Annotated in this window: 26 protein-coding genes; 12 read left to right on the plus strand and 14 right to left on the minus strand. The window is 65.6% G+C overall.

Annotation, left to right across the window (positions count from 1 at the left end; all coding sequences use genetic code 11):
* Positions 1-145: 145 nt before the first annotated feature.
* From ACXAEK_RS17185 to ACXAEK_RS17210, 6 genes are all read right to left on the minus strand, one after another.
* On the minus strand, positions 146-1,363 hold the full coding sequence (locus ACXAEK_RS17185; protein WP_475043721.1) for an SPOR domain-containing protein: 1,218 nt from the start codon (positions 1,361-1,363) through the stop codon (positions 146-148).
* 119 nt (positions 1,364-1,482) lie between these two features.
* A complete protein-coding gene (gene argS / locus ACXAEK_RS17190) occupies positions 1,483-3,228 on the minus strand; it encodes an arginine--tRNA ligase (RefSeq protein WP_475043722.1) in 1,746 nt (581 codons plus the stop codon).
* A 177-nt stretch (positions 3,229-3,405) separates the two neighbouring features.
* Entirely contained in the window at positions 3,406-3,744 is a 339-nt protein-coding gene (locus tag ACXAEK_RS17195) for a YciI family protein (protein WP_475043724.1), read from the minus strand.
* Positions 3,741-4,040, minus strand: coding sequence for a YciI family protein (locus ACXAEK_RS17200; RefSeq protein WP_475043725.1), 300 nt, complete (start codon positions 4,038-4,040; stop codon positions 3,741-3,743). Before ACXAEK_RS17200 ends, ACXAEK_RS17195 begins: the two co-directional genes overlap by 4 nt.
* Positions 4,041-4,186: 146 nt before the next feature.
* On the minus strand, positions 4,187-4,579 hold the full coding sequence (locus tag ACXAEK_RS17205; RefSeq protein ID WP_475043727.1) for a GFA family protein: 393 nt from the start codon (positions 4,577-4,579) through the stop codon (positions 4,187-4,189).
* A gap of 386 nt (positions 4,580-4,965) precedes the next feature.
* On the minus strand, positions 4,966-6,117 hold the full coding sequence (locus tag ACXAEK_RS17210; RefSeq protein WP_475043728.1) for a deoxyguanosinetriphosphate triphosphohydrolase: 1,152 nt from the start codon (positions 6,115-6,117) through the stop codon (positions 4,966-4,968).
* Between the two features lie 91 nt (positions 6,118-6,208).
* Here ACXAEK_RS17210 and ACXAEK_RS17215 point away from each other — a divergent pair, with 91 nt between their 5' ends.
* Entirely contained in the window at positions 6,209-6,532 is a 324-nt protein-coding gene (locus tag ACXAEK_RS17215) for a HesB/IscA family protein (RefSeq protein WP_475043730.1), read from the plus strand.
* Between the two features lie 109 nt (positions 6,533-6,641).
* Here the strand turns inward: ACXAEK_RS17215 and ACXAEK_RS17220 are convergent, their stop codons facing one another.
* From ACXAEK_RS17220 to ACXAEK_RS17230, 3 genes are all read right to left on the minus strand, one after another.
* Positions 6,642-7,559: a DMT family transporter gene (locus ACXAEK_RS17220; RefSeq protein ID WP_475043732.1), complete on the minus strand. Its 918-nt coding sequence runs from the start codon at positions 7,557-7,559 to the stop codon at positions 6,642-6,644.
* A complete protein-coding gene (locus ACXAEK_RS17225; RefSeq protein ID WP_475043733.1) occupies positions 7,559-8,620 on the minus strand; it encodes a DUF6902 family protein in 1,062 nt (353 codons plus the stop codon). Before ACXAEK_RS17225 ends, ACXAEK_RS17220 begins: the two co-directional genes overlap by 1 nt.
* A 91-nt stretch (positions 8,621-8,711) precedes the next feature.
* Complete coding sequence (locus tag ACXAEK_RS17230) at positions 8,712-9,338, minus strand: hypothetical protein (protein ID WP_475043734.1); 627 nt, start codon at positions 9,336-9,338, stop codon at positions 8,712-8,714.
* 276 nt (positions 9,339-9,614) lie between these two features.
* Here ACXAEK_RS17230 and xth point away from each other — a divergent pair, with 276 nt between their 5' ends.
* Positions 9,615-10,421, plus strand: a complete 807-nt coding sequence (xth, locus tag ACXAEK_RS17235; RefSeq protein WP_475043735.1) for an exodeoxyribonuclease III — start codon at positions 9,615-9,617, stop codon at positions 10,419-10,421.
* A gap of 102 nt (positions 10,422-10,523) precedes the next feature.
* On the opposite strand, the gene ACXAEK_RS17240 is transcribed toward xth, so the two are convergent.
* Together ACXAEK_RS17240 and dksA are read right to left on the minus strand one after the other, a co-directional pair.
* Entirely contained in the window at positions 10,524-11,690 is a 1,167-nt protein-coding gene (locus ACXAEK_RS17240; protein ID WP_475043737.1) for an FAD-dependent monooxygenase, read from the minus strand.
* Positions 11,691-11,794: 104 nt separating this feature from the next.
* Complete coding sequence (gene dksA / locus ACXAEK_RS17245) at positions 11,795-12,217, minus strand: RNA polymerase-binding protein DksA (RefSeq protein ID WP_036762180.1); 423 nt, start codon at positions 12,215-12,217, stop codon at positions 11,795-11,797.
* Positions 12,218-12,392: 175 nt separating this feature from the next.
* Here dksA and ACXAEK_RS17250 point away from each other — a divergent pair, with 175 nt between their 5' ends.
* The 10 genes from ACXAEK_RS17250 to ACXAEK_RS17295 all read left to right on the plus strand — a co-directional run bounded on the left by ACXAEK_RS17250 (position 12,393) and on the right by ACXAEK_RS17295 (position 22,365).
* Positions 12,393-13,232: an AAA family ATPase gene (locus tag ACXAEK_RS17250; protein WP_475043738.1), complete on the plus strand. Its 840-nt coding sequence runs from the start codon at positions 12,393-12,395 to the stop codon at positions 13,230-13,232.
* A gap of 184 nt (positions 13,233-13,416) precedes the next feature.
* Positions 13,417-14,796, plus strand: a complete 1,380-nt coding sequence (locus tag ACXAEK_RS17255; protein WP_475045297.1) for a DUF2927 domain-containing protein — start codon at positions 13,417-13,419, stop codon at positions 14,794-14,796.
* Between the two features lie 52 nt (positions 14,797-14,848).
* Entirely contained in the window at positions 14,849-15,016 is a 168-nt protein-coding gene (locus tag ACXAEK_RS17260) for a hypothetical protein (RefSeq protein ID WP_475043739.1), read from the plus strand.
* A 19-nt stretch (positions 15,017-15,035) separates the two neighbouring features.
* A complete protein-coding gene (locus tag ACXAEK_RS17265) occupies positions 15,036-16,220 on the plus strand; it encodes a vWA domain-containing protein (RefSeq protein WP_475043740.1) in 1,185 nt (394 codons plus the stop codon).
* A 264-nt stretch (positions 16,221-16,484) separates the two neighbouring features.
* Positions 16,485-17,921: an alkaline phosphatase D family protein gene (locus tag ACXAEK_RS17270; protein WP_475043742.1), complete on the plus strand. Its 1,437-nt coding sequence runs from the start codon at positions 16,485-16,487 to the stop codon at positions 17,919-17,921.
* Between the two features lie 210 nt (positions 17,922-18,131).
* Positions 18,132-18,896 (plus strand): septum site-determining protein MinC, encoded by a 765-nt coding sequence (minC, locus tag ACXAEK_RS17275; protein ID WP_475043743.1) that lies wholly within the window; start codon positions 18,132-18,134, stop codon positions 18,894-18,896.
* Positions 18,897-18,921: 25 nt separating this feature from the next.
* A complete protein-coding gene (gene minD / locus ACXAEK_RS17280) occupies positions 18,922-19,770 on the plus strand; it encodes a septum site-determining protein MinD (RefSeq protein ID WP_475043745.1) in 849 nt (282 codons plus the stop codon).
* 4 nt (positions 19,771-19,774) lie between these two features.
* Complete coding sequence (gene minE, locus ACXAEK_RS17285) at positions 19,775-20,038, plus strand: cell division topological specificity factor MinE (RefSeq protein ID WP_475043746.1); 264 nt, start codon at positions 19,775-19,777, stop codon at positions 20,036-20,038.
* Between the two features lie 166 nt (positions 20,039-20,204).
* Positions 20,205-21,647: an HD-GYP domain-containing protein gene (locus ACXAEK_RS17290; RefSeq protein ID WP_475043747.1), complete on the plus strand. Its 1,443-nt coding sequence runs from the start codon at positions 20,205-20,207 to the stop codon at positions 21,645-21,647.
* A gap of 31 nt (positions 21,648-21,678) precedes the next feature.
* The gene (locus ACXAEK_RS17295) at positions 21,679-22,365 is read left to right on the plus strand and encodes a M48 family metallopeptidase (RefSeq protein ID WP_475043749.1); all 687 of its coding nucleotides are present in this window, start codon (positions 21,679-21,681) and stop codon (positions 22,363-22,365) included.
* Between the two features lie 98 nt (positions 22,366-22,463).
* Here ACXAEK_RS17295 and ACXAEK_RS17300 read toward each other — a convergent pair whose 3' ends face one another.
* From ACXAEK_RS17300 to ACXAEK_RS17310, 3 genes are all read right to left on the minus strand, one after another.
* Positions 22,464-22,946: a hypothetical protein gene (locus tag ACXAEK_RS17300; protein ID WP_475043750.1), complete on the minus strand. Its 483-nt coding sequence runs from the start codon at positions 22,944-22,946 to the stop codon at positions 22,464-22,466.
* 185 nt (positions 22,947-23,131) lie between these two features.
* The gene (locus tag ACXAEK_RS17305) at positions 23,132-23,680 is read right to left on the minus strand and encodes an RSP_2648 family PIN domain-containing protein (protein ID WP_475043751.1); all 549 of its coding nucleotides are present in this window, start codon (positions 23,678-23,680) and stop codon (positions 23,132-23,134) included.
* A 7-nt stretch (positions 23,681-23,687) separates the two neighbouring features.
* Positions 23,688-24,902 carry an RSP_2647 family RNA methyltransferase gene (locus ACXAEK_RS17310; RefSeq protein ID WP_475043752.1) on the minus strand — a complete coding sequence of 405 codons (1,215 nt, stop codon included), beginning with the start codon at positions 24,900-24,902 and terminating at the stop codon, positions 23,688-23,690.
* Positions 24,903-24,906 lie beyond the last annotated feature (4 nt).

A 24,906-nucleotide genomic window follows, 5' to 3' on the forward strand; every position in this document is an offset into this window, starting at 1 on the left:
GCCCTCTGGTGTTCGCGCTCCCCTTTGAATGCCCCGGCCAGGGCAGCGCCCCGCCGGCGGGCAGAGGCACAGCGCCCGCCCAGGGGACGGACAGGCGCTGCCCGGTAAGGCACCCGGGCAGAGGTTCAGTTTGCAGCCTTGACTGTTACCGTGTGGTTACCGGAATGCAGTCCGCATTGCCAGCCACCAGCGCCGAACAGAACCGGCGGGCGTCCGACAGCCCGTCAAACCCCATGGCCCGCAAGCGGTAGAAGGTGCGGCCGCCGCTTTCGGCGCGCTGGATCACGCGCTGCTTGGAGCCCAGATACTCCGGGAAGCGGGCGCTGATCCGGTCCCATTCGGCCCGCGCGACCTCGGGGCTTTCATAGGCGCCAAGCTGTGCCAGGCGGGTGCCAGCCGCCAGGGTGGCCGGGTCCACATCCACGGGTGCGCTCCGCGCTGCCGGTGCGGCTGCGGCCGGAGCCGGGCTGAAACGTGCGGGCCGGGCCGAGGGCCGCAGCGAGACCTTGACGCCAGGCGCGGCCAGCAGCGCGGGCGCCGCGGCGGCTGCAACAGCAGGCTGCAGCGGCTCCGGCTGCACAATCGCCGGGGCCGGGGCGGATGCGGGCACTGCCGCAGACAGGGTTTCCAACTCGCGGGCCAGTTCCGCCACCAGCGCGTCAATATCTCCGTTCTGGAAGGAAGCCACGGCCTCCGCGCTGACACCGGCCTCTGTACCTGCCGCGGTGCCCGCCCCTGCGCCCGGCGCCGCCGGGGCATCAGGCTCTGCCGGGGCCGCAGGCAGCGCCGCAGTCCGCGAAGGCACCGGCGCAGCCTCTGCTGCCAGTTCCGGCAGCGGCTTGTCATCCTCGGTCAGTTCGATTGCGGCAGGCGCCAGGGTCAGCCGGTCGGCGGGCGCCTCGGCGCTGCCGCTGGCGGCCACTGCGTTCACCGCCAGCCCCTGGTGGTCGGCCTGAGACCCGCCCGGGTTGGCAGGCTGCTCGCGCATCGGCCCTTCGGCAGCGCGCACCACCGGCACGCCGCTGACATCGCGCATCACCAGCTTGTAGCCCCAGACGCCGACACCCGCGACCAGCGCGATGGAGGCCACCGCGCCCAGGATGCTCAGGCTTTTGGAGAATCGCGCCCGCAATCCCGCAGGCGCAGCAAAGGCAGCATAGCCGTCCTGCGCCTCATACCCCTGCCCCTCCGGCTGGTAGCCATAGGCGGGATCTGCATAGCCGTAATCCGGCTCTGCTCCCGGGCCGGAATAATACTGACCGGAATACTGCTGTCCGTAGGTGGTACCGGCAGCGCTGCCCTGATCCTGAGCATCGCCCTGTGTATAGGCGTGGCCCTGGCCCGCCTGCGCAAAATACGCCATCTTCCGCCTCACTGCCCGGTTTGGCAGCGCGTTTCCTGCGCTGCGCACCAAGTCTCTTGAACTGCCTCAGTCCGGCGGAATGCGCGATTTATTCCGTCGGGGCGCAGGCGCCCCTTTGGTTATCGCATCTCTTCTGCCGGTTTCACGCCAAGAATACCAAGACCAGCGGAAATGACAACGGAAACGGCCCGCGCCAGCGCCAAATTCGCATGTGTTGCCGATTGGCTGCTCTCGTTAACAAATCGTAAACCTTCATTCGATTTGCCGAGGTGGTACAGCCCGTGCAGCTCGGAGGCGAGGTCGTAAAGGTAGAAGGCAACCCGGTGCGGCTCATGGGTGCGGGCGGCGATTTCCACCTGGCGCGGCCATTCGGCCAGCTTCTTGGCCACTGCCAGCTGTGCCGGATCGGCAATCAGGCTGAGGTCGGCAGCGTTCAGTGTAGCATCATCCGCGGCAATGCCCTGCTCACCCGCTTTGCGCAGGGTCGAGCAGATCCGCGCATTGGCGTATTGCACATAAAAGACCGGGTTGTCCTTGGACTGCTCCAGCGCCTTGTCGAGGTCGAAGTCGAATCCCTGATCGTTCTTGCGGGTCAGCAGCATGAAGCGGGTGACATCCGCCCCCACCGCATCGACCACATCGCGCAGGGTGACAAAGGTCCCTGCCCGCTTGGACATCTTGAACTCCTGGCCGTCCTTGAACAGCTTGACCAGCTGGCACAGCTTGATGTCCAGCGGCACCTTGCCGTCCGACAGTGCCGAAACGGCGGCCTTCATCCGCTTGACATAGCCGCCGTGGTCGGCGCCGAAGATGTCGATCAGCTCGTCAAAGCCGCGCTCCACCTTGTCGTAGTGATAGGCGATATCCGGCGCAAAATAGGTCCAGGAGCCATCGGATTTCTTCACCGCCCGGTCGACGTCGTCGCCGTGATCGGTGGATTTGAACAGGGTCTGCTCGCGCGGCTCCCAATCGTCGGGCTTCTTGCCCTTCGGCGGCTCCAGCACGCCTTGGTAGATCAGCCCCTTGGCTTCCAGGCTGGCCAGCGCCGCCTCGATCTTGCCGGTGCCATAAAGCGATTTCTCGGAATAGAACTTGTCCATCTTGATGCCCAGCTGGGCCAGGTCCGCGCGGATCAGCTCCATCATCGCATCGGTGGAAAACACCCGCACATCCGCCAGCCAGACATCCTCGGGCTGATCCAGGTAAGCATCGCCCACCTTGTCCTTCAGCGCCTGGCCCACAGGGACCAGGTAATCGCCCGGATAGGTGCCATCGGCAAAGGCGATCTCCTGCCCGTGCGCCTCCAGGTAGCGCAGGTAGACCGAGCGCGCCAGCACATCGACCTGGCCGCCGCCGTCATTGATGTAGTATTCGCGGGTGACGTCATAGCCGGCATAGGCCAGCAGCGACGCCAGCGCGTCGCCGAAGACCGCACCGCGGGTGTGGCCCACGTGCAGCGGGCCGGTCGGGTTGGCGGAGACATATTCCACGTTCACCCGTTTGCCATCGCCCATGGCGGAGCGGCCGAAATCCGTGCCTGCGTCCAGGACCGATTTCAGAACCCCTTGCCAGATGCCGGGCGCCAGCCGCAGGTTCAGGAAGCCGGGGCCTGCGACCTCGGCGCTGGTGATCCGCTCATCCGCGGCCAGCTTGGCTGCCAGCGCCTCGGCGATATCGCGCGGCTTCATCTTTGCGGGCTTGGCCAGCACCATCGCCGCATTGGTCGCCATGTCGCCGTGGGCAGCATCGCGCGGCGGCTCCACCGCCACATTGGCAAAATCAAGCCCCTCGGGCAGCGCGCCGTCGCCGGTCATGGCGGTGAGGCTGTCAATCACAAGCGTGCGGATATCGGTAAAGAGGTTCATATCTGGCGTCCCATATGTTCAGCCCTGCGGATACCTAGGCCCGCAGGCAGGGTCAACAGGATTGCAGGGGCAGCCCGGACCCTCAGGCAGGCGGCACCGGAAAATTTGAATTTTCCGGCCAATTTTCTTCCTCAAGAAAATTGCACCGCTGATGCGGCGCGCGCCCGCAGCCCGGCCTCACAGAACCGCGGTGCGGTCTTCCAGGATCTTGCCCCAGGTGAAAATCTCGTAAGAGCGGAAGGCAGGCACGTAAAACGGGTCGCCATGGATCAGATGCTCCACTTCGATCCGGTCCTCGGCCTCGACAATCCACAGGGCGCCGCAGAAATCGCCATCGGTGTCCGGCTTCAGGCCGCCGCCGATGCGCAGCTCCGGATGATCCTCGACATAGGCCACATGGGCCTCGCGACGGGCCTTGTCGGCGCGGATATCCATCATCGCCGGCGCATCGCGGAACAGCACCGCCCAGCGGGTCAGTGCGGGCGCGGATTTGCGGGCTTCACGGGCGGCGGTCATGAAAACATCCCCTGGATGGCTGAGGCGGTGCCCCATTCGGTGATCTTGTAGCTGCGCAAGGAGGCAACGTAATACGGGTCCTGCAGGATCAGCCGCTCCACGTCCTGGCGGGTTTCGGCCTCAACGTTCCAGATTGCCCCCGGGAAATCCTGCATCGGCCGCATCGCCAGCGCGCCGCCGATCTGCAGCTCAGGCCGTGCGCGCACAAAGGCGATATGCGCCTCGCGCCGCTTCTTGTCGCCGCGTACCCGGTCCATTTCGGGCTTGTCCGTGAATGTGACGGTCCAGCGTGCCATGGCTTTCCCCTCGTTATGCCTCCCCTCGCGGATAGCGCCGATGCCCCGCGGCATCATAGGGCCAGATCATAACACGGCTTACGGCCAAATTGGGAAACCGCATGGCACGCATGGCGGGCAGCCCGCCCCGCCCTGCGCTGCCATGCCTAGACCGGATGCCCCTGCGACTGCTTTGCCCCGTCGCAGATTTCATACCAGCCAGGTTTTTCGCCCACGAACTCATGAAAGCTGTTTGCCACCTCCAGCACCCCGTCCAGCGCATTTGCAGCGATCGGGAAGCTTTCCTCCTCCGACAGGATCTCGCCCAGCGAGCTGCCGCAGATCCGGCAGAAACAGCGGCCGTATTTATAGGGCGGCGCGGGCTGATACAGCGCCACCTCCTCCCTGCCCGCCACCCAGCGCAGGTCGGCCTTCTTCACAAAGACGATGGTGCTGGCCCCGGCCTTGCGGCAGCGCGCGCAATGGCACGTGCCCATCAATGCCGGCTGCGCCAGCAATTCAAACTTCACCGCGCCGCAACAGCAGCTTCCCCCGATCATTCCGGCACTCCTTCTGTTTAATTGAATTTGAAGAGAACATTACAGGAACATTGGCAGCAAAACAAGCCGCCGAAGGGCGTTGCGCAATGGCCCGCCGCAGCGCACGCCCCGCTTTCCCGGTCTTAACCGGACTATGCGATTATCACTTCCGCTGCAGCACATCGCGCGGGTCTGGCACCCCGCGCAATCAGGAGACCAGGCCCCCCAAGACCACCTCCACAAAAGGTGCAGGGGTGTCAAATGGTTGAAGCTTTTAACCGGACCCGGGACGCGCTGGCGTTCCGGCCCTATCCTCCGCCCCCGCTGGCGGCGCCGCCATCTCTATCACGCCACCCGAAAGGCACGCAGACAAGAAAACAGCAGACCAGACTGAAAACCGGAAGCCCTTAGACTTCGACCTTCACCCCGATCAGCCGCTCATGCAGCTGCAGGGCAAAACGGTCGGTCATGCCGGCGATATAATCCGACACGATCCGCGCCAGCGCGGTGCGGTCCGTTGCGGCTGCGATCTCGGCGTGCCAGCGCTCCGGCATGTCCTGCGGGTTGTCCAGGAAATAGGGAAACAGCGCCTCGACCACTTTGGCGACCTTGGCGCGCTTCTCCATCACCGAGGGCGCCCGGTACATGCGGGTGAAGAGGAAGGCGCGGATCTCCTTCAGCCCCTCCCAGATCTGCGGCGAGAACTGCACCACCGGGTGATCCAGCGCCCGCACCGCCTCGACGCTTTGCACGCCAGTGTCCGCCAGCAGGCCGCGGGCAGTGGCAATCACATCCCCCACCATTACCCCGAAGAAGCGGCGCAGCGCCTCATGCCGGCGGCGGTTTGCGTCCAGTCCCGGGTACAACCGGTCCACCTCGCCATAGGCCTGATCCAGCAGCGGCAGCCGCGCCAGATCGTCATCGGTGAACAGCCCGGCCCGCAGCGCATCATGCAGATCGTGGTTGTTATAGGCGATGTCATCCGACAGCGCCGCCACCTGCGCCTCGGCGCTGGCGTGGGTGTGCAGCTCCAGGTCGATGGCGGCATTGCATTCTGCCAGCGCCCAGGGCAGCTCCCCCACCACCGGGCCATTGTGTTTGGCAATCGCTTCGAGGGTTTCCCAGGTCAGGTTCAAGCCGTCAAACTCGGCGTAGTGGCGCTCCAGGCAGGTCACGATGCGGATCGCCTGGGCATTGTGGTCAAAGCCGCCGTAGGGCGCCATAAGCGCATGCAGCGCGTCCTCGCCGGTGTGGCCAAAGGGGGTATGGCCCAGATCATGCGCCAAGGCCACCGCCTCGGTCAGCTCCTGGTTCAGCCCCAGCGCGCCCGCAATGGTGCGGCCCACCTGCCCCACCTCGATTGAATGGGTCAGCCGGGTGCGGTAATTGTCGCCCTCATGCTCCACAAACACCTGGGTCTTGTGCTTCAGCCGCCGGAAGGCGCTGGCGTGGATGATCCGGTCGCGGTCGCGCTGGTAGGGCGAGCGGAAAGAGCTTTCTTCTTCCGGCACCTGCCGCCCGCGGCTGCGGTCCGGCATCGTGGCATAAGGCGCATGCATATGAAATCTTTTCCCTTACAAATCTTGCCGCCTGAATTGCACCTTTCTATATAAAGCTTTGCGCTGCAACCTACGCCCGTGGAGAAACGCCATGCAATTGCCCCCCAAAGTCACCGACCGCGCCTTTGCCCGGCTGGCCGAGATCGGCGCCGCGGGTCAGGGCCAGGCGCTTCGCATCGCGGTTGAGGGCGGCGGCTGCTCCGGCTTCCAGTACGAGATCGCGCTGGATGAGGCCAAGGACGACGATCTGGTGCTTGAAGGCCAGGGCGAGAAGGTGGTGGTGGACAGCGTCTCGCTGCCGTTCCTGGAAAACGCGGTGATTGATTTCACCGAGGAGCTGATCGGCGCGCGCTTCACCATCGAAAACCCCAACGCCACGTCCAGCTGCGGCTGCGGCACCTCGTTCTCGATCTGACCCACCGTTTTCCTGCAAGGAAAACGGCCCGGAAAACACGTGTTTTTCCGGGCCGGAATTATCGCCTAATTCCGGCGCCCCTTACGGGGCGCAGCGCCGGGTATCGGCGCTACGGATCGGTTTGCAGCCGCCGGGTGCTGCGCAGGCGCGGCATTGCCGGAGCAAACTGATCGCAGACCAGATACAGTCCTGAGGCAATCACAATGGCGCCGCCGATGTAGGTAGAGGCAGGCGGGAACTCGCCAAAGAACACCGCACCGATCACCGCCATCCAGATGAACTGCAGGTTCATCAGCGGCGTCACCGCATAGGATGCCAGCAGCCGCAGCGCCACCACCAAGAGCCAGCGCGCGCCGAACAGGAGGAACGCATAAGCCGCTGCCCAGCCCACGTCTGCCACGGGCATCGGCACCCAGACAAAGGGAAGCGCCACCAGCATCGCGCCGCACAGCGTCAGGTTCGGGTAAAACACCTGGGCCAGGGAATTGCTTTCATGACGGCCGATAAACCGCGCCATGGTCATGGAAAACGTGCCCGAGACCACGGCTGCAAAGGCCACCAGATGCCCCGCAGAGGAATGGCTGCCGTCACCGCCATGGGGCAGCAGGAACAGCACCCCGGCAAAGCCCGCCAGCAGTGCAATCCAGGCCGCCGGGCGCACCGGCTCCTTGAGCAGCAGACCGGACATCGCTCCTGCCAGCAGCGGCATCAGCCCGATGAACACAAACACTTCGGCAAAGGGCAGCAGCCGGAAGGCATAAAAGAAACAGACTGCAGCAATCAGCGTCGCCCCGGACCGCAGCGCCATCGCCCGCGGGCAGCAGGTGCGGAAGCCGCCACGCACGGACGGCAGCCGGTCCGCCAGCAGACAGAATCCCGCTACCATGGCCCCCGAGAGCGCATAAAGCTGCGCCGCCGCATATTGGCCCGCCAGCAGTTTGGTGATCCCGTCAGCCGAAGCGATCAGCCCGGTATAGGCAACCACCAGCAGCGCGCCCGCCAGAGCCTGTTTACGCAGGCTGCCCATCACACAGCCCCCACCCGGCCGGCCCGGGCAAACCCTTCGAAAAACCTCGCAAAACCTGCGCAGCTGCGCTCTGCCGCGGCAAGGATGCTGTGCTCCTCCTCGCTCAGCAGGGCCTCTGCGTGCGACTTGACCGCGTTCCAGCTGGAGCGCGCGCATCCGGCGTCAAATACAGCTTCAGACAGGCGTCGCAAAATACCTCCTCCCTGCAAGGCCGGCACATGCATGCCCCCCAAGGGAACCGGCTGCCGGAAGGCCTTGCGCCCGGACAGCAGCATGAGCCAGTTGACCACAAAATACTCGTGATACGCATCATGAAGTCCATCAAATTCTACCTTGACGGGCATATAGGCGGAAACGCGCCGATCCAGCCAGGCCTCCCACTCCGCCGGCGGCTGCTGCCCCGCATAGCGCAAGGCGATGCAAATCTCCGCCAGCAAGTCCGCATTCTGATCCAGAAAGGCCACCAGCCCGGCAAACTCCAGGCTGGTCACCGCCGCCTTTGGAAGCAGCGGGTCCCGTCGTCCGTATTCAGACAGGTAGAAGACGATATGCGTCAGCTCATAGGCGGCTTTTTTGTTCGGAATGGCGAAGGTTTGCGAGCGTGAGATGAAGCTGCGCAGCCGGTCGTCCAGCCCGTCGTCACGCAAGGTTGCCCCGCGCCGGGCCAGAAGGCGGCGGGCCTCGGCGCGCTGCAGGTCCGACAGCTCAGCCTCCGCCAGCCCTTGGGCTGCCACCCATTCGGCGATTTGCGCGCCTGTCTGGCCAGGCAGCCCCAGATCCTCCAGATCCAGGCAGATCGACAGGATGAAACGGTAATACTGGCGGAAAAAACTGATGTGCCGCGCCGCGCCATCGTAAAACGGTTGCAAGGGCTGCAAGGCCGCCGCGGCAACGCCGGCTCCGGTGCATTCCAGGATATTCAGCAGCTCTGCATTCTCCTTGAGCCAGAACACGTCCTCTTGCGGGCGCCGGTGCAGGGCAAAACCGGCAATCAGCGCCTGTTGCGCACAGGCCCGGGACTGGCGGGCGGCGGGCGGGAAGAAGGGCAGGATCTGGGCCATGGGAACCTCGTTCAGATAACAGCGGCGCGGCGGCAGCCCGCAGCGCGCGCCGCCAGGGATCGGGCCGGCTGCTGCGCCGGCCCTTGCATCATCAGCTGCCCGAGGAAAACAGCCGGGTCCCCTCCCCGCTGCTGCTGTGCGCCCGGGCTTGCGGGGCGGAACCGGAGGAGTAGAGATGCGTCCCCTCTCCCGCGCCGGTTTCCGCCGCAGCGGCAGGCGCCGATCCGGAGGAGAACATCTCTGTCAGATCCCCATGCGCAACTTCAGATTGTTCGCAGGGCGCAGACCCGGAGGAAAACAGCTGCACCAGATCCCCAGCTGCCGTCCCGCCCCGCGATGCCGGCGCTGAGCCGGAGGAGAACATTTCAACCAGATCCCCCGCCGCGGTCTCACCACGGGCCGCCGGGGCGGATCCGCTTGAAAAAAGGCCGGTTTCGCCGCCAGCCCAGCGTTCAGCCGCTTGCGGCATCGACCCCGAGGAAAACAGCGAAACGCCTTCGCCCGCTGACAGATCCGCGGTGCAGGACGGTGCCGAGCCTGAGGAGAACATCTCAGTTGCATCACCTGCGAACAGGCTGGCGCCTGCTGCCGGGCGGGTTGCGTGGAAGGTCTGGATTTTACGCTGAGCAGTCATTTTGGAACCCCATTCGTTTGAGACAAAAGGTTCCTCGACGCTGGCACGGGCATCGCGCAGCGCAAACAGAAAATGCAATTTCACATTGTATTTTTTAATTCACCCAACATTAACTTCAACCCGCTATTTTTTGGGCAATTTAATTTATTTCAATCCATCCACAGCTTATCAACAGCGTTATTCACACGCATATTATTGCAAAATAAAACAAATCAACCCTGGGTTTATTTTTCAATTCCGCAAAGCTGACCGTTTCGGAGCCCTGGAAGTGATTCGCGAATCCCGGGCCGGGCTTGCCCCCGGCGGCTGATTCAGCGATAGATCAGCCTCGAATAAAGCAATCTGTGCCGGAGGCAAGCCATGAAAATCGCCACATTCAATATCAATGGCATCAAGGCCCGGGCGCAGGCGCTGCCGGACTGGCTGGATGAGGCGCAGCCCGACGTCGCGCTGCTGCAGGAAATCAAATCGGTGGACGAGGCGTTCCCGCGCGAGATCTTCGAGGAACGCGGCTATAATGTCGAAACCCACGGCCAGAAAAGCTTTAACGGTGTGGCGATCCTGTCCAAGCTGCCGCTGGAGGATGTGCGCCGCGGGCTGCCGGGTGACGATAGCGATGAACAGGCGCGCTGGATCGAGGCCACGGTTGTGGGCAAGCAGGCAATCCGGATCTGCGGCCTTTACCTGCCCAATGGCAACCCGGTGGAGCTGGAGGCGGATGGCAGCCCGGTGGCGGGCGGCAAATACGCCTATAAGCTCGCGTGGATGGAACGGCTGAAGGCCCGTGCCGAGGCTCTGATGGCAGACGAGATGCCCGCGCTGATGGCCGGCGACTACAATATCATCCCGCAGGCCGAGGACGCCAAGCGCCCGGAAGCCTGGACCAAGGACGCGCTGCACCGCCCGGAAAGCCGCGCGGCGTTCCAGCGGATCGTCAACCTGGGCTTTACCGAGGCGTTCCGGGCCCGGCACCAGGGGCCGGGGCATTATTCCTTCTGGGATTACCAGGCCGGCGCCTGGAACCGCGACGACGGCATCCGCATCGACCATTTCCTGCTGACGCCGCAGGCCGCCGACCTGCTGCTGGACTGCCAGATCGACAAGGATGTGCGCGGCCGCGAGAAGCCCTCCGACCATGTGCCGGTCTGGGTCGAGCTGGACATCTGAACGCTGCCCGCGCCGCGCGCCGGCGCGGCGCCCGGCCCAACGTTTTCCGGGCCATCTCCGATGAACCGGAAAGGGGCGGGAGGCTCCTGCCCTGCCCCCGTCTCAGGCGGTGACGTCGTGGCGGTAGATCCAGTCGAACTGGCTGACCATACGGTCCGGGGCAAAGCGGCCGCCCAGTTTCAGCACCTGATGCGCAGGCCAGCTGAGCGGCGCGCGCAAGTGGTATTTCCAGGCGTTGTTGCTGGCCGCCTGCACCACTTTCTCTGCCCGCTCCCGGCGGCGCGCCTGGTACATGGCCAGCCCGGAAGCCATTCCCGCGGCTTCCTGCAGGGAGCGCGCCAGCACCCAGGCATCCTCCAGCGCCAGATTCGCGCCCTGGGCCATGAATGGCAGCGTCGGATGGGCAGCGTCGCCCAGAATGGCCGTGTTTTCGCCATGCCAGCGGTCCGCCACCGGATGCCGGAACAGTCCCCACAGCAGCACATCCTCCACCGCCTCCAGGAGCGCTGAAGCGGTGCCGCCGAAACCTGAGAAGGCCGCGCGCAGATTGGCCGGATCGTCCTTGAAGTGCCAGCCCTCCTCCGCCCAGGCGCGGCGCTCCTGCACCGCAACCAGGTTCATCAGGCTGCCATCGCGCAAGGGGTAGGCGACCAGATGCCGCCCCGGCCCCATGAACACCTGCGCCTCCGGCGGCAGGTTCAGGTGATTGGGCACCGTGGCGCGCCAGGCCACCTGGCCGGTAAAAAAGGGTTTACGTTCGCCGTTCAAAGCCACCCGGGTCTTGGAATGCAGCCCATCGGCCCCCACCACCAGATCGCCGCCGCATTGGGCGCCATTGCTGAGGTGGATGACCGGCTGCGGCCCCGGCTCCACCCGCTCGGCCCTTTGCAGCAGCCGCACCTGCACGCCTTCGCGGCGGGCAGCACCGGCCAGGATTCCAATGAGGTCGGAACGGTGCACAAAGTAATAGGGCAGACCGGCGGCGTACTGATCGAGATCCAGCCGCAGCACCTCTTTGCCGCGGCGGTGGCCGCGCAGCACCACCGCGCGCGCCCGCTGCGAGCACCAGGCCAGATCATCGGCCAGTCCCAGCGCCTTCAGCACCTGAACGCCATTGGGGGTGATCTGCAGCCCCGCGCCCACTTCCGAGATCGCCTCGGCCTGCTCCAGAACGGTGACGGATGCCCCAAAGCGGCGCAGCGCCAGCGCGGCGGCCAGGCCGCCGATGCCGGCGCCGATGATGTTTATTTTCAGGCCTTTGAGGTCCATGGGCTTCCCGCAGTTTCTCCGCCCGCCCCCAATGGAACAAAAAACGCCGGAGCAAAAGGCCCCGGCGTTGATGTTTGCCGCATTTTTACCGCCAAAATCAGCGGTTAATCGTCGCGGTGGACCTTTTCGCGGCGCTCGTGGCGCTCTTGCGCTTCCAGGCTCATGGTTGCGATCGGACGCGCATCCAGGCGCTTCAGCGAGATCGGGTCGCCGGTCACTTCGCAGTAGCCGTACTCGCCCTCGTCGATGCGGCGCAGCGCCGAGTCGATCTTGGCAACCAGCTTGCGCTGGCGGTCGCGGGTGCGCAGCTCCAGCGCGCGGTCGGTCTCTTCGCTGGCACGGTCGGCGACATCCGGGATGTTGCGGGTGCTGTCCTGCAGCCCCTCGATGGTGTCGCGGCTGTCTGCCAGCAGATCCTGCTTCCATTCCAATAGTTTACGTCGGAAATACTCAAGCTGCCGTTCGTTCATGAACGGCTCATCTTCGGCCGGGCGGTAGTCGTCCGGCAGAAACACTTCTTGCTTCATTTCGGCTCCTTCGGTCTGGCCCATAATGCTGGTCATAATTTGCACCTGAACATTTTGGCTCCCCCTCTGCCGCAGCGTTTATCCCTATCGGGAAGGAATGTCACTACACAATAGTGGCGCCGTTTGGTTAAAAGCGTGATAAGAACACGGCAACCATGGCGGATACGGGAAAGATATGCAATTTCAGGGCACTAAGGAATATGTCGCAACAGATGACTTGAAAGTTGCAGTCAATGCGGCGGTGACTCTGGAACGCCCGCTGCTGGTCAAGGGCGAGCCCGGCACCGGCAAGACCGAACTGGCCAAGCAGGTTGCAGAGGCGCTGGGGCTGCGGATGATCGAGTGGAACGTGAAATCCACTACCCGCGCCCAGCAAGGTCTCTATGAATACGATGCCGTGAGCCGCCTGCGCGACAGCCAGCTGGGCGAGGAGCGTGTGCATGATGTGAAGAATTACATCAAGAAGGGCAAGCTGTGGGAGGCGTTCGAGGCGGACGAGAAGGTCGTGCTGCTGATCGACGAGATCGACAAGGCCGACATCGAGTTCCCCAACGACTTGTTGCAGGAACTCGACAAGATGGAGTTCCACGTCTACGAGACCGGCGAGACGGTCAAGGCGAAGCACCGCCCGATCATGATCATCACCTCCAACAACGAGAAAGAACTGCCGGACGCCTTCCTGCGCCGCTGTTTCTTTCACTACATCCGCTTCCCTGACGCGGAAACCATGAAGAAGATCGTCGCGGTGCATCACCCCGGCATCAAGGAGGCGCTGCTGACCGCGGCGCTGACCCAGTTCTATGAAATCCGCGACACGCAGGGGCTGAAGAAGAAACCCTCCACATCTGAGGTGATCGACTGGCTGAAGCTGCTGCTGGCGGAGGATCTGAGCCCTGAGGATATCGCCCGCGACGGCGCCAATGCGCTGCCCAAACTGCACGGGGCGCTGTTGAAGAACGAGCAGGACGTGCATTTGTTCGAACGGCTCGCCTTTATGGCCCGCGGGCGGCGCTGAAGGCGCAGATAGGCGGCGCAGCGCCGGGTGCTTTGCCCGGCGCCTGCCTGTTTCGCTTCAAATTGCTGCCGCATTCCCCTATCAGAGGAAGGTGAGCCGGGCAGCACAGCCCGGGCTGAGAGGAGACGCCCGCTTGCCCGCTGACACCGCCCCGGTTTCTACCCGCACCGTCCGATGGCCCGGCCTGCGCGGGCCGCGCGCGCTGCACAGGGCAGCCGCGGCAGCGGTATTGGCCGTGCTGGCTGCCTGCACCGCGCCGCCGCAGCGCACCGAGGCCCCGACCCGCGCCGCGCCGGCACAGCTGGCGCTGCCGCCGGTCAAAGTCTTCACAAACAGCCGCCCGGCGCCGCCGCAACGCGCCAACGCCGAGATTGCCCGCGATTTCCTGGACCTGCATTTCCAGCTGGAGGGCGGCAGCGCCCTGCCCCAGTTCACCCGTTTCGAGACCCCGATCACCCTGCAGGTGACCGGCGAACCGGCGCCCGGGTTCAACCGCGATCTGACCGCGCTGCTGACGCGCTTGCGGGGCGAGGCCGGCATTGACATCCGCCGCGTCTCCGGCGGCGGCGCCTATATCACCATCCAATCGGTCTCCCGCGCGGAGATCCGCCGCGCCCTGCCCAAGGCAGCCTGTTTTGTGGTGCCCAATGTCTCCTCCCTGGCGGAGTTCCGGCGCAACCGCCGCAGCCCGCGCACCAATTGGTCGCTGCTGCGCAGCCGTGAGAAGCTGGCGGTCTTCATCCCCAATGACACCAGCCCGCAGGAGGTGCGCGACTGCCTGCACGAGGAGCTAGCGCAGGCCATCGGCCCGCTGAATGACCTGTACCGGCTGCCGGATTCGATCTTCAATGACGACAATATCCACGCGGTGCTGACCGGGTTCGACATGCTGATCCTGCGCGCGACCTATGCGCCGGAGCTGAAGACCGGCATGACCCGCGAGCAGGTCGCTGCCCGCCTGCCCGCAGTGCTGGCGCGGCTCAACCCGCGCGGCAGCAGCCGCCGCAGCAATCCCCTGCCTGCGACGCCCCGGGCCTGGGCCGCCGCCTTTGAGCAGGCGCTGGGACCGCAGGCCGCGCTGCGGGAGCGGCTGCGCGCCGCCAACCGCGCCGCCGCCATTGCCCGCGACCTGGGCTGGCAGGATCACCGCCGGGCGCTGAGCCATTACACGCTGGGCCGGATGCTGCACATCCGCGAGCCGGAGCAGGCGCTGCAGCATTTCCTGACGGCGCAGCGGTTCCTGCAGGAGATCCCCGGCACCGGCATCCATCAGGCCAAACTGGCGGTGCAACTGGCGGCCTATGAGGTGGCAACCGGCGACGGCGCGACGGCGCTGGCCCGGCTGGCACCGGCCATTTCCGCGGCAGCCGCGCATGAAAACGCCTCACTGCTGTCGACCCTGCTGATGCTGCAGGCAGAGGCCCTGGATCTGGAGGACCGTACCGTCGAAGCGCGCCGGGTCAGGCTGGACAGCCTGGGTTGGGCGCGTTACGGGTTTGGCCCGGATTGGGTCGTCGAGGCCCGGCTGGAGGAGGTTGCCGCGCTGCGCCCCTCTGCCCCCTGACCCGGCGGCGCGCAGCCGCCTGAGCCTGTTGTGACAAGAGACGGATAAGACCATGATCGTAATCATTGCCGTGCTGCTGGGCGCCCTCACCGGTGCGCTGAAGGCCCGCAAACGTGGCGGCAACACCCTGGACATGCTGCAATACGGGGCTGTCTATGCCATTGTTTTTGGTATTCTCGGCCTGCTGGCAACCATTTTGACCCACCGGGTGCTGGCTTAACTGCAGTCAGAGGCCCGCGATGTTCCAGCCCTTCTTTGAAAACCTGCGCAAGGCGTCCATTCCAGTCAGCTTGCGCGAGTATCTGACCTTTCTCGAAGGCATGAAGGCGGGGCTGGCGACCTATGATATCGAGGCGTTCTACTTCCTCGCCCGCGCGGCGATGGTGAAGGATGAACGCAACATCGACAAGTTCGACCGCGCTTTTGCCGCCACCTTTGAAGGGCTGGAGGCGATCCCGGCTAAGGCTGTGATGGAGGCGGTGGACATTCCCGAGGAATGGCTGCGCAAGATGGCCGAAAAGCATCTGAGCGCGGAGGAAAAGGCAGAGATCGAGGCGCTTGGCGGCTTTGACAGGCTGATGGAGACGCTGAAGGAGCGGCTGAAGGAGCAGCAGGGCCGCCATCAGGGCGGCAACAAGTGGATCGGCACCGCGGGCACCTCGCCCTTTGGCGCCTATGGCTATAACCCCGAGGGCGTGCGCATCGGCCAGGACAAGAGCCGCCACCAGCGTGCGGTCAAGGTCTGGGACAAGCGCGAGTTCAAGAACCTCGATGGCGATGTCGAGCTGGGCACCCGCAACATCAAGGTGGCGCTGAAACGGCTGCGCCGCTGGGTGCGCGAGGGGGCGCAGGAGGAGCTGGATCTGGACGGCACCATCCGCTCCACCGCCGAGCACGGCTATCTGGACGTGAAGACCCGGCCGGAGCGGCACAATGCGGTTAAGGTGCTGCTGTTTCTGGATGTGGGCGGCTCAATGGATCCGCATATTCAGGTGGTGGAAGAGCTGTTCTCGGCTGCGCGGGCCGAGTTCAAGCATCTGGAATACTATTACTTTCACAATTGCCTCTATGAGGGTGTGTGGCGCGACAACCGGCGGCGCTGGAACGAAAAGATCCCGACCCATGAGGTGCTGCGCACCTACGGGCCGGATTACAAATGCATCTTTGTGGGCGACGCCTCGATGAGCCCTTATGAGATCGCCTATCCCGGCGGCGCCAATGAGCATTGGAACGAAGAAGCGGGCCAAGTCTGGCTGCAGCGGGCGCGGGAGGCCTGGGCAGCGCACCTGTGGATCAACCCGGTGCCGGAGAAATACTGGGACTACACCCATTCGATCGGCATGATCCGGGAGATTTTTGAAGGCGCCATGGTGCCGATGACCCTTGACGGTCTGGAACGCGGTATGCGCGAACTGTCGCGCTAGGCAGTTTCCCTTCAGACCCCGAAGGGGGCTCCCGCGCCTGCGGGTGCCGCGGCTGGCGCCGCTGCCCCCTGGCAGCCTTGGGCATGGCATTCTGCCTGCCAGGGGCAGGCAGAATGCGCGCCGGACCACCCGGTCCGGCGCCGGGCCCAACCGGGCGGCCGGCATTTCCAATGCAGGCCAAACGGGCGGGAGCGTCCCTTTGGCGGCGCTGGCTGCGGACAGAGCACTTGATTGCAAGCACCTGAAACCTTAGCTCTTTCACTCATGAGCAGTCAGTCCCCCGGAACCATAACCGGCCCGGTGCTGATCCTGGACGGGATCCGCGACGGCCAGATGCAGCTTGCAGCGCTGTTCATTGCGCCCAAGGGCCGGCCTGTGCCGCCCCTGACCGTCAACGGCTGCGATATCCGGCCCGCTTGCCTGGCAGAATATGCGGAGGCCAGCGTGCTGCGTGCCCGCTTTGCGCTGCCTGCGGATGGCCCGTCCGAATACCGCTGGAATGGCCAGGCCTTCGCCGTTGCTGGCGGTTTTGGCGCCGGCATGCGGATTGCCTTTGCCTCCTGCAACGGGGAGGAGCACGGCGATATGGAGCGCGATGGGCCGGAGCGCAACGCCATGTGGGCAAGGATGGGCGCGGAACACGCAGAGCGGCCGTTTTCGCTGCTGCTGCATGGCGGCGATCAGATCTATGCCGATGAGGTGACGGAGGGCCACCCTCTCAGCCGGGACTGGCCGGGCCGCGTTCCGCGTGACCCTTCGCGCGAGGATCTGGCCGACCTGCACCGCCATTTGCGGGAGCGTTTCCTGCAGCGCTACCTGGCAGTTTACGGCGCCCCGGAATTTGCCTGGCTTGCGGCGCGGGTGCCGTCGCTGATGCAATGGGACGACCATGACATCTGCGACGGCTGGGGGTCCTTGCCGCGCTCGCGCACTTATTCGCCTGTGGGCCAAACCCTGTTTGCAGCGGCGCGACAGGCGGCGCTGCTGTTCCAGCACGGCTGCTGCGACGGTGATTTGCCCGCACGCTTTGGCGACCCGGCGGGCACCCATCTGGGCTGGTGTGTCGAGGCACCGGGTCTGCGCCTGCTGGCGCCCGACCTGCGCTCCGAGCGCAGCCGGCGGCGGGTGATGGCACGCGGCGGCTGGCGGATGATGAAGGCTGAGGCTGAACGCCCGGCGCCCGGCCGCACCCTGCTGGTGTCGAGTGTCCCGCTGCTGGGGCCGCGGCTGTCGCTTCTGGAGCTGCTGATGGTGCTGATTCCGAAGATGCAGAAATACGAGGACGACCTGCGCGACCAATGGCAAAGCCGGGCGCACCGGGCGTCCTGGCGGCGGATGCTGCGGCTGGTGCGGGACATGGCGGCGCGGGACGGCCAGCAGGTCACTGCGGTATCGGGCGAAATCCACCTGGCCACCCGGGGCGAGATGGACCTGGGCGGCGGCAAGACATTACACCAGCTGGTGGCCTCCGGCATATCCCACCGTGCGCCGCCCAAGGCCTGGGCGCGGGCGCTGGGGCTGCTTTCGTGGCTGGGCGACGCGCCGCTGCCGGGCCATCCCATCCGCATCCGCAGGATCCCCGGCCAGCCGCACCGCTATGCGGCAGAGCGCAACTATCTGGTGCTGGAGCGCAATGGCGCGGAGTGGACTGCTGCCTGGGAGTTCGAGACCTCCGGCCGCTCTGCGCCGCTGCCGCTCTAGGCGGCTTATGGGACAGGCGGATTGCCGCCGCTCCGCCCCTTTCTGCCTGCAACCGCAGGCGGTTCCCCCGCGGAATTCCGCCGCCCGCCGCGGCTTCCGGCGCATGTCCGCCGAAGCGGAGGCGCTGCGGTTGAACGGGCAGCCTGCCTGACGCTACGCAAGAGGAAAACAGGCGGCCCCAAAGCCGCATTTCCCGAGCAGGAGCATCGCGTGAGCGTGCCGCATCAAGACATATCCCCCCGTGGCAGCGCGCCTGCCGCAAGCGTCAAGCCGTTCCAGATCCGCGGCCGCTATTTCACCGCTGTTGCCCTGCGCCCGGAGGACGGGCCGCTGGACCAGGCGTTTTATGCAGCACTGGACGCGCAGCTGCGCTGGAGCCCGCATTTCTTTGACGGCGCGCCGGTGATCCTGGATCTGGCGCAAGCGCCGGGGCTGAGCCGCCCGGCAGAACTGCGGGCGCTGGCCGACAGCCTGCGCAGCCGCGGGCTGGCGGTTTTCGGGGTGCAGAATGCCTCGCCCGCGCAGGCCGCGGCGGCAGAGGATGCCGGGCTGATCCATCTGGCCAGCGGCAAGGACGCGCCGCTGAACACCGAAGGGCAGACGCGGCCCGGCCCCCGCCGGGAGCTGCCCAAGAAACTGCGCCCGCCGCAGAACAGGCTTGTCACCCGGCCGGTGCGCTCCGGCCAGACGGTGGTGGCAGAGGGCGGCGATCTGGTGGTGGTCGGCCCGGTCAGCTCTGGCGCAGAGCTGATCGCGCGCGGCAGCATCCATGTCTATGGCCCCCTGCGCGGACGCGCCATGGCCGGCGCCGAGGGCGACGAGGAGGCGCGGATTTTCTGCCGCAGCCTGGATGCGGAGCTGCTGGCAGTCGCCGGGCTGTACAGGACAAGCGAGAATTTGGAGCCGGAGCTTTTGAACCGTCCGGTGCAGGTGTTCCTGCAGGACGGGCGGCTAAGTGTGGAAGCCCTGGGATGAGCGCCGGGGCAAGGAAGGCAGGACAATGAGCAAGGACCTGAAACTGGAGGAGCCGCTGGGCCGGGTGATCGTGGTCACCTCAGGCAAGGGCGGCGTCGGCAAAACCACGACATCCGCCGCAGTGGGCGCCGAACTGGCGCGGCGCGGCCACAAGACGGTGGTGATCGACTTTGACGTCGGATTACGCAACCTGGACATGATCATGGGCTGCGAGCGCCGGGTGGTCTTTGACTTCATCAACGTCATTCACGGCGACGCCAAGCTGAAGCAGGCGCTGATCCGCGACCGGCGGCTGGAGAACCTGGCGGTGCTGCCCACCTCGCAGACCCGCGACAAGGATGCGCTGACCCGGGAAGGGGTTGAAAAAGTGCTGGAGGAGCTGCGCCAGGAGTTCGACTACATCATCTGCGACAGCCCCGCAGGCATTGAGCGCGGCGCCCAGATGGCGATGCATTTCGCCGACGAGGCGATTGTGGTGACCAACCCCGAAGTGTCCTCTGTGCGCGACAGCGACCGGGTGCTGGGGCTGTTGAACAGCATTACCGAGCGGGCCGGCAGAACCGGCGCCGAGCCGGTAAAGGCGCAGGTATTGATCACCCGCCACGACAAGGCCCGCGTCGACAGCGGCGAGATGATGACGGTAGAGGACGTGCTGGAGGTTCTGGCGGTGCCGCTTCTGGGGATTATTCCCGAAAGCAAAGCCGTGCTGCGCGCCTCCAACCTGGGTGTGCCAGTGGTGCTGGATGACCCCTCGGCGGCCGCCGCTGCCTATGAGGATGCGGTGGGCCGGCTGATTGGCGAGCAGATCGAGATGCGGATTGCCGCTGACCCGCGCCGCGGCTTCCTGCAGCGGCTGTTCGGCCGGGCGGTATAGGCGCATGTTCGGATTTTCCCTCCGCCCCCGCAAAGCCTCGGCCAATACAGCCAAGGAACGGCTGCAGATCCTGCTGGCGCATGAGCGCAGCGGCAGCGGCGGCGCCCGCCCCGATTGCCTGCCGCAGCTGCAGCGTGAAATCCTTGAGGTGATCCGCCGCCACATGCAAATCGGCGATGAAGCCATCGACATCCGTATGGAGCGCGGCGATGAGTTGTCGAGCCTGGAGATCAACATCGAGTTCCCTGGCAAGCAGGGGCTGAACTGATCCTGGCCCGGCGCTGGCCGCGGCCCGCCGGATCTGCCTCCGGGCAGCCCCGGCAATTTATCTAAATTCCGGCGCACAGTCCCCACCCCGACCCGCGCCGGAGTAAGGGCCGGTTAATCCGGCCCGTGGTGTCATGGGCCTTCCGCATTTTTTCCGCAGAAGGCCCATGACCGTTCAAAACCTCCCGCCCCGCCCGGAAGCCGCCGCGCCCCGGGACACACTGCAGCTGGGCGAATTGCTGGGCGCGCTCAGCCATGCGCTGGATCTGACCGAGGGCCAGCCCAAGGGCCACTGCGTGCGCTGCTGCTGGATCGGCATGCAGGCAGCGGCAGAGCTGGGGCTGGCAGCGCAGGCGCGCTCGGATCTCTATTTCACCCTGCTGATGAAGGACCTGGGCTGCAGCTCCAATGCGGCGAGGATCTGCCAGCTGTATCTGACCGACGATCTGTCCTTCAAACGCAACTTCAAGACCGTCAGCGGCGCCCGCCAGGGGGTGGAATTCCTGCTGCGCAACACCGCGCTGGGGGCCAGCCCGCTGCAAAAGCTGAAGACGCTGGGCCATGTGATCGCAAAGAACGATCAGCTGGCCGGGGAGCTGATCGAGACCCGCTGCAACCGCGGCGCGGCGATTGCCCGGCAAATGCGGTTCTCGGAGGCCGTGGCAGAGGGCATCGCGGCCCTGGATGAGCATTGGGACGGCGGCGGCCAGCCGCTGGCGCTGAAGGGCGCGGCGATCCCGCTGTTTGCCCGGATCGCGCTGATGGCGCAGGTAACGGATGTGTTCACCGTCTCGCTGGGGGCAGAGGCCGCCGCGGCGGAACTGGAGCAGCGCGCGGGCAGCTGGTTCGATCCGGACCTGGTGCCGGTCTTCACCGCGCTGATCCGCCAGCCCGGATTTGCCGCAGCGCTGCAGGATCCGGGGCTGGAGGCAGAGGTCTTTGCCCCCCCGCAGGCCCGCCACATCCAGCCGGTGGACGAGGACTACCTGGATGAGATCGCCCGCGCCTTTTCGCAGGTGATCGACGCCAAAAGCCCCTTTACCCATGGCCATTCCCAGCGGGTGGCCCGCTATACCGGGCTGATCTGCGGCCAGCTGGGATACACGCCGGAACGGCGGCGCTGGATGGTGCGGGGGGCGCTGCTGCATGACATCGGCAAGCTGGGGATTTCCAACACCATCCTGGACAAGCCGGGCAGGATGACCGATGCGGAGTTTGCGCAGATGAAGCGGCATCCGGTGCTGGGCCATGAGGTGCTGAGCCGGATTGCCGCCTTTCAGGAACTGGCGGATGTCAGCGCCGCCCATCATGAACGGCTGGATGGAAAGGGCTACCCCTATGGCATGACCGCAGAGCAGCTGACCACGGACATGCGGATCATGGCGGTGGCCGACATCTTTGACGCGCTGACCGCCGACCGCCCCTACCGCGCGGCGCTGCCGCTGGAACAGACCTATGCCATCATGGATGATCTGGCAGGCCCCGGCATTGATCCCGAATGTTATGCCGCCCTGCAGGATGCGGTCACATCCAGCGGCTGGCCCTCCAGCCGGGACAGCCTGGAAACCGAGCCGGAGCTGGAAAGCGCATTGCCCGCAAAAACCGCTTGAGCCCGGCCCCGCCAGCCCCCATATCTGAGACATGCTGCGCCTTGCCCCGATCCTGCTGGCCGTTCTTTATGGCCTTGTGATGTACCGGATTTCTGTCTGGCGCACCCACCGCGAGCTGGACCAGCGTTCGACCGAGCTGGCGGATGCGCGGCTGAAGGGGCTGACCGACCGGCTGGCGGCCGCCTTGGGGATCGCCCGCATTCCGGTGCATATCTATGAGGTCGACCCGGTGAACGGGCTGGCAGCGCCGGACGGGCGGATCTTCATCACCCGCGGCTTTTACCGCAAATACCAGAACGGCGAGGTGAGTGCTGAGGAAATGGCCTCTGTCATTGCGCATGAGCTGGGACATGTGGCGCTGGGGCACGCGAAGAAACGGATGATCGATTTCTCCGGACAGAACGCGCTGCGCACCGCGCTGATGATGATCCTGGGCCGCTACATCCCCTTTATCGGGCCGTGGATTGCCGGGGTCTTGACCGGCCTGCTGGCCGCCCGGCTGTCGCGCGGGGATGAATATGAGGCGGATGAATACGCCGCCGCGCTGCTGACCAAGGCGGGCATCGGCCTGGCACCGCAGAAAAGCCTGTTTGCCAAGCTTGAGGAGCTGACCCAGGCGCGCGCAGGCATGGCGCCGGCCTGGCTGATGAGCCACCCCAAGACCGAAGAGCGCATCGCCGCGCTGGAGCGGCTGGAAGCGAAATGGGCCAAGGGCTGAGATTGCGGCTGCGGCAGAGTTGAGGGGCCGGCCCCTCAAACTCCCCGGAGTATTTCAGGAAAGATGAAACCGCAGGCCGCGCTGCCAGAGGTGCGGTGTTAATGTACGTCGTATTCCTGTTTGAACCCTTGCAGCGTGCCGCCCTCGACCATGTAGTCCAGGAAGATCTGCCGCTGATAGCCGTCCAGTGCATTCAGGAAACGGACTTCTTCGCCGGTCAGCTCGCGGCGGCTGTAGCCCTGATCGTTCAGGCATTTGTCAACCGCGCGGCGCTGGCCGTTGGCGCGGATCCCCTCTTCGTTTGCGGCGATGATGGCCGGCCCGATGACCAGCCCGCCCCACAGCACGCTGGCGACATAGCTGCCGGTCACCGCGTCCTTGCCGCCCTTGGGTGCGCGCGGTGCGCAGGCGCGCATCGCCTCGCGGGCTTCGGCAATCGATTTGCCCGGCTGCGCAGGCACCGAGGGGCCGATGGCCGGCCCGCAGGCAGAAACCGTCAGCGCGGCGGCAAGTGCGGCAGCGGTCCCGGCCCGGAGCGGCGGCTTGGATGATGACGCGCTGTAACGAAGCTTGCGGAGCATGGCAGACCTCCCCGGGCCGTGGAACTGAAATATCCAAGCGGGGCGCCTTGCCCCGCTCATTTTTCATATTGCTAATACGGGTTTATACGGCGGGCCAGCCTGCTGTGCTGCAAATCGGAACTAAACCCCAAGGTGTGATACAGTTGACGCGCTGCTATGCTGGACAGCCCTTGGGCCTGGCAGCATCAGGGTGCGGAGGCCAGCGCCTTGGCGAGCCTGGGCAGGCGGGCTTTCTTCAGCAGCGGGCGGATTTCCCAGCTGCCGCCCGACAGACGGTTGGCCTCGGCCAGCACCTCTGCCCCCAGAGCCTCCATACCGGCGCTATCCTGCAGCCAGAAGCCATAGAGCACCTCGTCGGGGCCAAGGCGCTGCAGCCCTTCCTCGGCCAGGGTGTGGCGCGGAAAGTCCTTGTTGTTGACGGTCACGATGGCGTCGGCGTGGCCCGAGATCGCGGCGGCCAGCACATGGGTGTCGGCGCTGTCGGGCAGCCAGAGGCGGGCCTCAACCGCCGGTGCGGCGGGTACTTCGGCCTTGGGCCAGCGCGCGCGGATCAGGGCAATCTCTGCCGCGGCCTGCGCCGCGCCTGCGGGGCCGAGTTTCAGTGCGGCGCGCTCCCACTCCCCCAGGATGCGGGCGGACCAGAGCGGGGTGAATTGGCCAAGGCGCGCTGCGCCCAGCAGCATCTCCCGCATAACTGTCGGGTAGAGAACGCAGGTATCCAGGAGCAGCTTCACGGGCGCGTCAGTCCAGCCGGAAAAACACAGCCTTCAGATAGCCGCTTTCGGCCAGCTGCGGCAGCTGCGGGTGGTCGGGGCCTGCGTATCCGGTGTGGATCAGCGCAGCCCGGCGGCCGCCCTTGCCGATGCCGCGGGCCGAGGCGTTGCGGAAGCGGGTGAGATCGGCGGCATGCGAGCAGGAGCAAAGGCCGAGATAACCGCCGGGTTTCACCAGAGGGGCGGCCAGTTTGGCGACCCGTTCATAGGCACGCAAGCCCGCCTCCAGCGCCTGTTTCGAGGGGGCGAATGCGGGCGGGTCGCAGATCACCACGTCGAAGGTCTCGCCCTCCTGCCCCAGTGCGGCCAGCACCTCAAAAGCGTCGCCCTGGCGGGCAGTGAAACGGTCCTGGACGCCGGCAGCCGCAGCCCCCTGGGCCGCCAGTTCCAGCGCCGCGGCGGAGCCGTCGACGCAGGTGGCTGCCCCTGCCCCGCCCGCCAGCATCGCCAGGCCAAATCCGCCGACATGGGAGAACACATCCAGTACCTTGGCACCCGGCGCGGTGAGGCGCGCGGCAAAAGCGTGGTTTTCGCGCTGGTCGAAGAACAGCCCGGTTTTCTGGCCGCCGGTGAGGTCGGCCATATAGGTGGCACCGTTCATCATGACCGGCACCGGTGCGGCCGGGGCCTCACCCAGCAGGGTCTGGTTCACATCGTCCAGCCCTTCCAAGGACCGGGTGCGGCCGGATGCGTTTTTCAGGATCACCTCCGCGCCGGTCACCTCGGCCAGAGCGGCGGCGAGCATGTCCAGATGCGCCTCCGCCCAGGCGGCGTTGGGCTGCACCACGCAAGCCGCGCCGAAACGGTCGATCACCACACCGGGCAACCCGTCGGATTCCGCATGGACCAGCCGGTAGAAAGGCGCATCATAGAGCCGCTCGCGCATGTCCTGCGCGCGGGTCAGGCGGGCAGCAAACCACGCCTGATCAATCACAGCCTCCGGGTCGCGGTCGAGCATCCGGGCGATGATCTTGCTTCCGGGATTGACCGAGACCAGCCCCAGGGGCGTTTGCGCCTCATCCTCCAGCACCGCCAGGGTGCCGGGCGCCAGCTTGCGGGTGCGGCGGTCGGTGACCAGTTCGTTGGCGTAGACCCAGGGAAACCCGTGCCGGATGGCGCGGGCGTTTGACTTGGGCTTCATTTTCACGCGGGGGCGCTGGGGCGCATCGGAGGAGGCTGTCATGAGT

The organism is Leisingera sp. ABM4_101, assembly GCF_056158725.1.

Excerpts from the sequence above, each read along its gene's own strand:
- ACXAEK_RS17185 (WP_475043721.1), bottom strand. The coding sequence starts at position 1,363 with ATGGCGTATTTTGCGCAGGCGGGCCAGGGCCACGCCTATACACAGGGC.
- argS (WP_475043722.1), bottom strand. The coding sequence starts at position 3,228 with ATGAACCTCTTTACCGATATCCGCACGCTTGTGATTGACAGCCTCACC.
- ACXAEK_RS17195 (WP_475043724.1), bottom strand. The coding sequence starts at position 3,744 with ATGACCGCCGCCCGTGAAGCCCGCAAATCCGCGCCCGCACTGACCCGC.
- ACXAEK_RS17200 (WP_475043725.1), bottom strand. The coding sequence starts at position 4,040 with ATGGCACGCTGGACCGTCACATTCACGGACAAGCCCGAAATGGACCGG.
- ACXAEK_RS17205 (WP_475043727.1), bottom strand. The coding sequence starts at position 4,579 with ATGATCGGGGGAAGCTGCTGTTGCGGCGCGGTGAAGTTTGAATTGCTG.
- ACXAEK_RS17210 (WP_475043728.1), bottom strand. The coding sequence starts at position 6,117 with ATGCATGCGCCTTATGCCACGATGCCGGACCGCAGCCGCGGGCGGCAG.
- ACXAEK_RS17215 (WP_475043730.1), top strand. The coding sequence starts at position 6,209 with ATGCAATTGCCCCCCAAAGTCACCGACCGCGCCTTTGCCCGGCTGGCC.
- ACXAEK_RS17220 (WP_475043732.1), bottom strand. The coding sequence starts at position 7,559 with ATGGGCAGCCTGCGTAAACAGGCTCTGGCGGGCGCGCTGCTGGTGGTT.
- ACXAEK_RS17225 (WP_475043733.1), bottom strand. The coding sequence starts at position 8,620 with ATGGCCCAGATCCTGCCCTTCTTCCCGCCCGCCGCCCGCCAGTCCCGG.
- xth (WP_475043735.1), top strand. The coding sequence starts at position 9,615 with ATGAAAATCGCCACATTCAATATCAATGGCATCAAGGCCCGGGCGCAG.
- ACXAEK_RS17240 (WP_475043737.1), bottom strand. The coding sequence starts at position 11,690 with ATGGACCTCAAAGGCCTGAAAATAAACATCATCGGCGCCGGCATCGGC.
- dksA (WP_036762180.1), bottom strand. The coding sequence starts at position 12,217 with ATGAAGCAAGAAGTGTTTCTGCCGGACGACTACCGCCCGGCCGAAGAT.
- ACXAEK_RS17250 (WP_475043738.1), top strand. The coding sequence starts at position 12,393 with ATGCAATTTCAGGGCACTAAGGAATATGTCGCAACAGATGACTTGAAA.
- ACXAEK_RS17260 (WP_475043739.1), top strand. The coding sequence starts at position 14,849 with ATGATCGTAATCATTGCCGTGCTGCTGGGCGCCCTCACCGGTGCGCTG.
- ACXAEK_RS17265 (WP_475043740.1), top strand. The coding sequence starts at position 15,036 with ATGTTCCAGCCCTTCTTTGAAAACCTGCGCAAGGCGTCCATTCCAGTC.
- ACXAEK_RS17270 (WP_475043742.1), top strand. The coding sequence starts at position 16,485 with ATGAGCAGTCAGTCCCCCGGAACCATAACCGGCCCGGTGCTGATCCTG.
- minD (WP_475043745.1), top strand. The coding sequence starts at position 18,922 with ATGAGCAAGGACCTGAAACTGGAGGAGCCGCTGGGCCGGGTGATCGTG.
- minE (WP_475043746.1), top strand. The coding sequence starts at position 19,775 with ATGTTCGGATTTTCCCTCCGCCCCCGCAAAGCCTCGGCCAATACAGCC.
- ACXAEK_RS17290 (WP_475043747.1), top strand. The coding sequence starts at position 20,205 with ATGACCGTTCAAAACCTCCCGCCCCGCCCGGAAGCCGCCGCGCCCCGG.
- ACXAEK_RS17295 (WP_475043749.1), top strand. The coding sequence starts at position 21,679 with ATGCTGCGCCTTGCCCCGATCCTGCTGGCCGTTCTTTATGGCCTTGTG.
- ACXAEK_RS17300 (WP_475043750.1), bottom strand. The coding sequence starts at position 22,946 with ATGCTCCGCAAGCTTCGTTACAGCGCGTCATCATCCAAGCCGCCGCTC.
- ACXAEK_RS17310 (WP_475043752.1), bottom strand. The coding sequence starts at position 24,902 with ATGACAGCCTCCTCCGATGCGCCCCAGCGCCCCCGCGTGAAAATGAAG.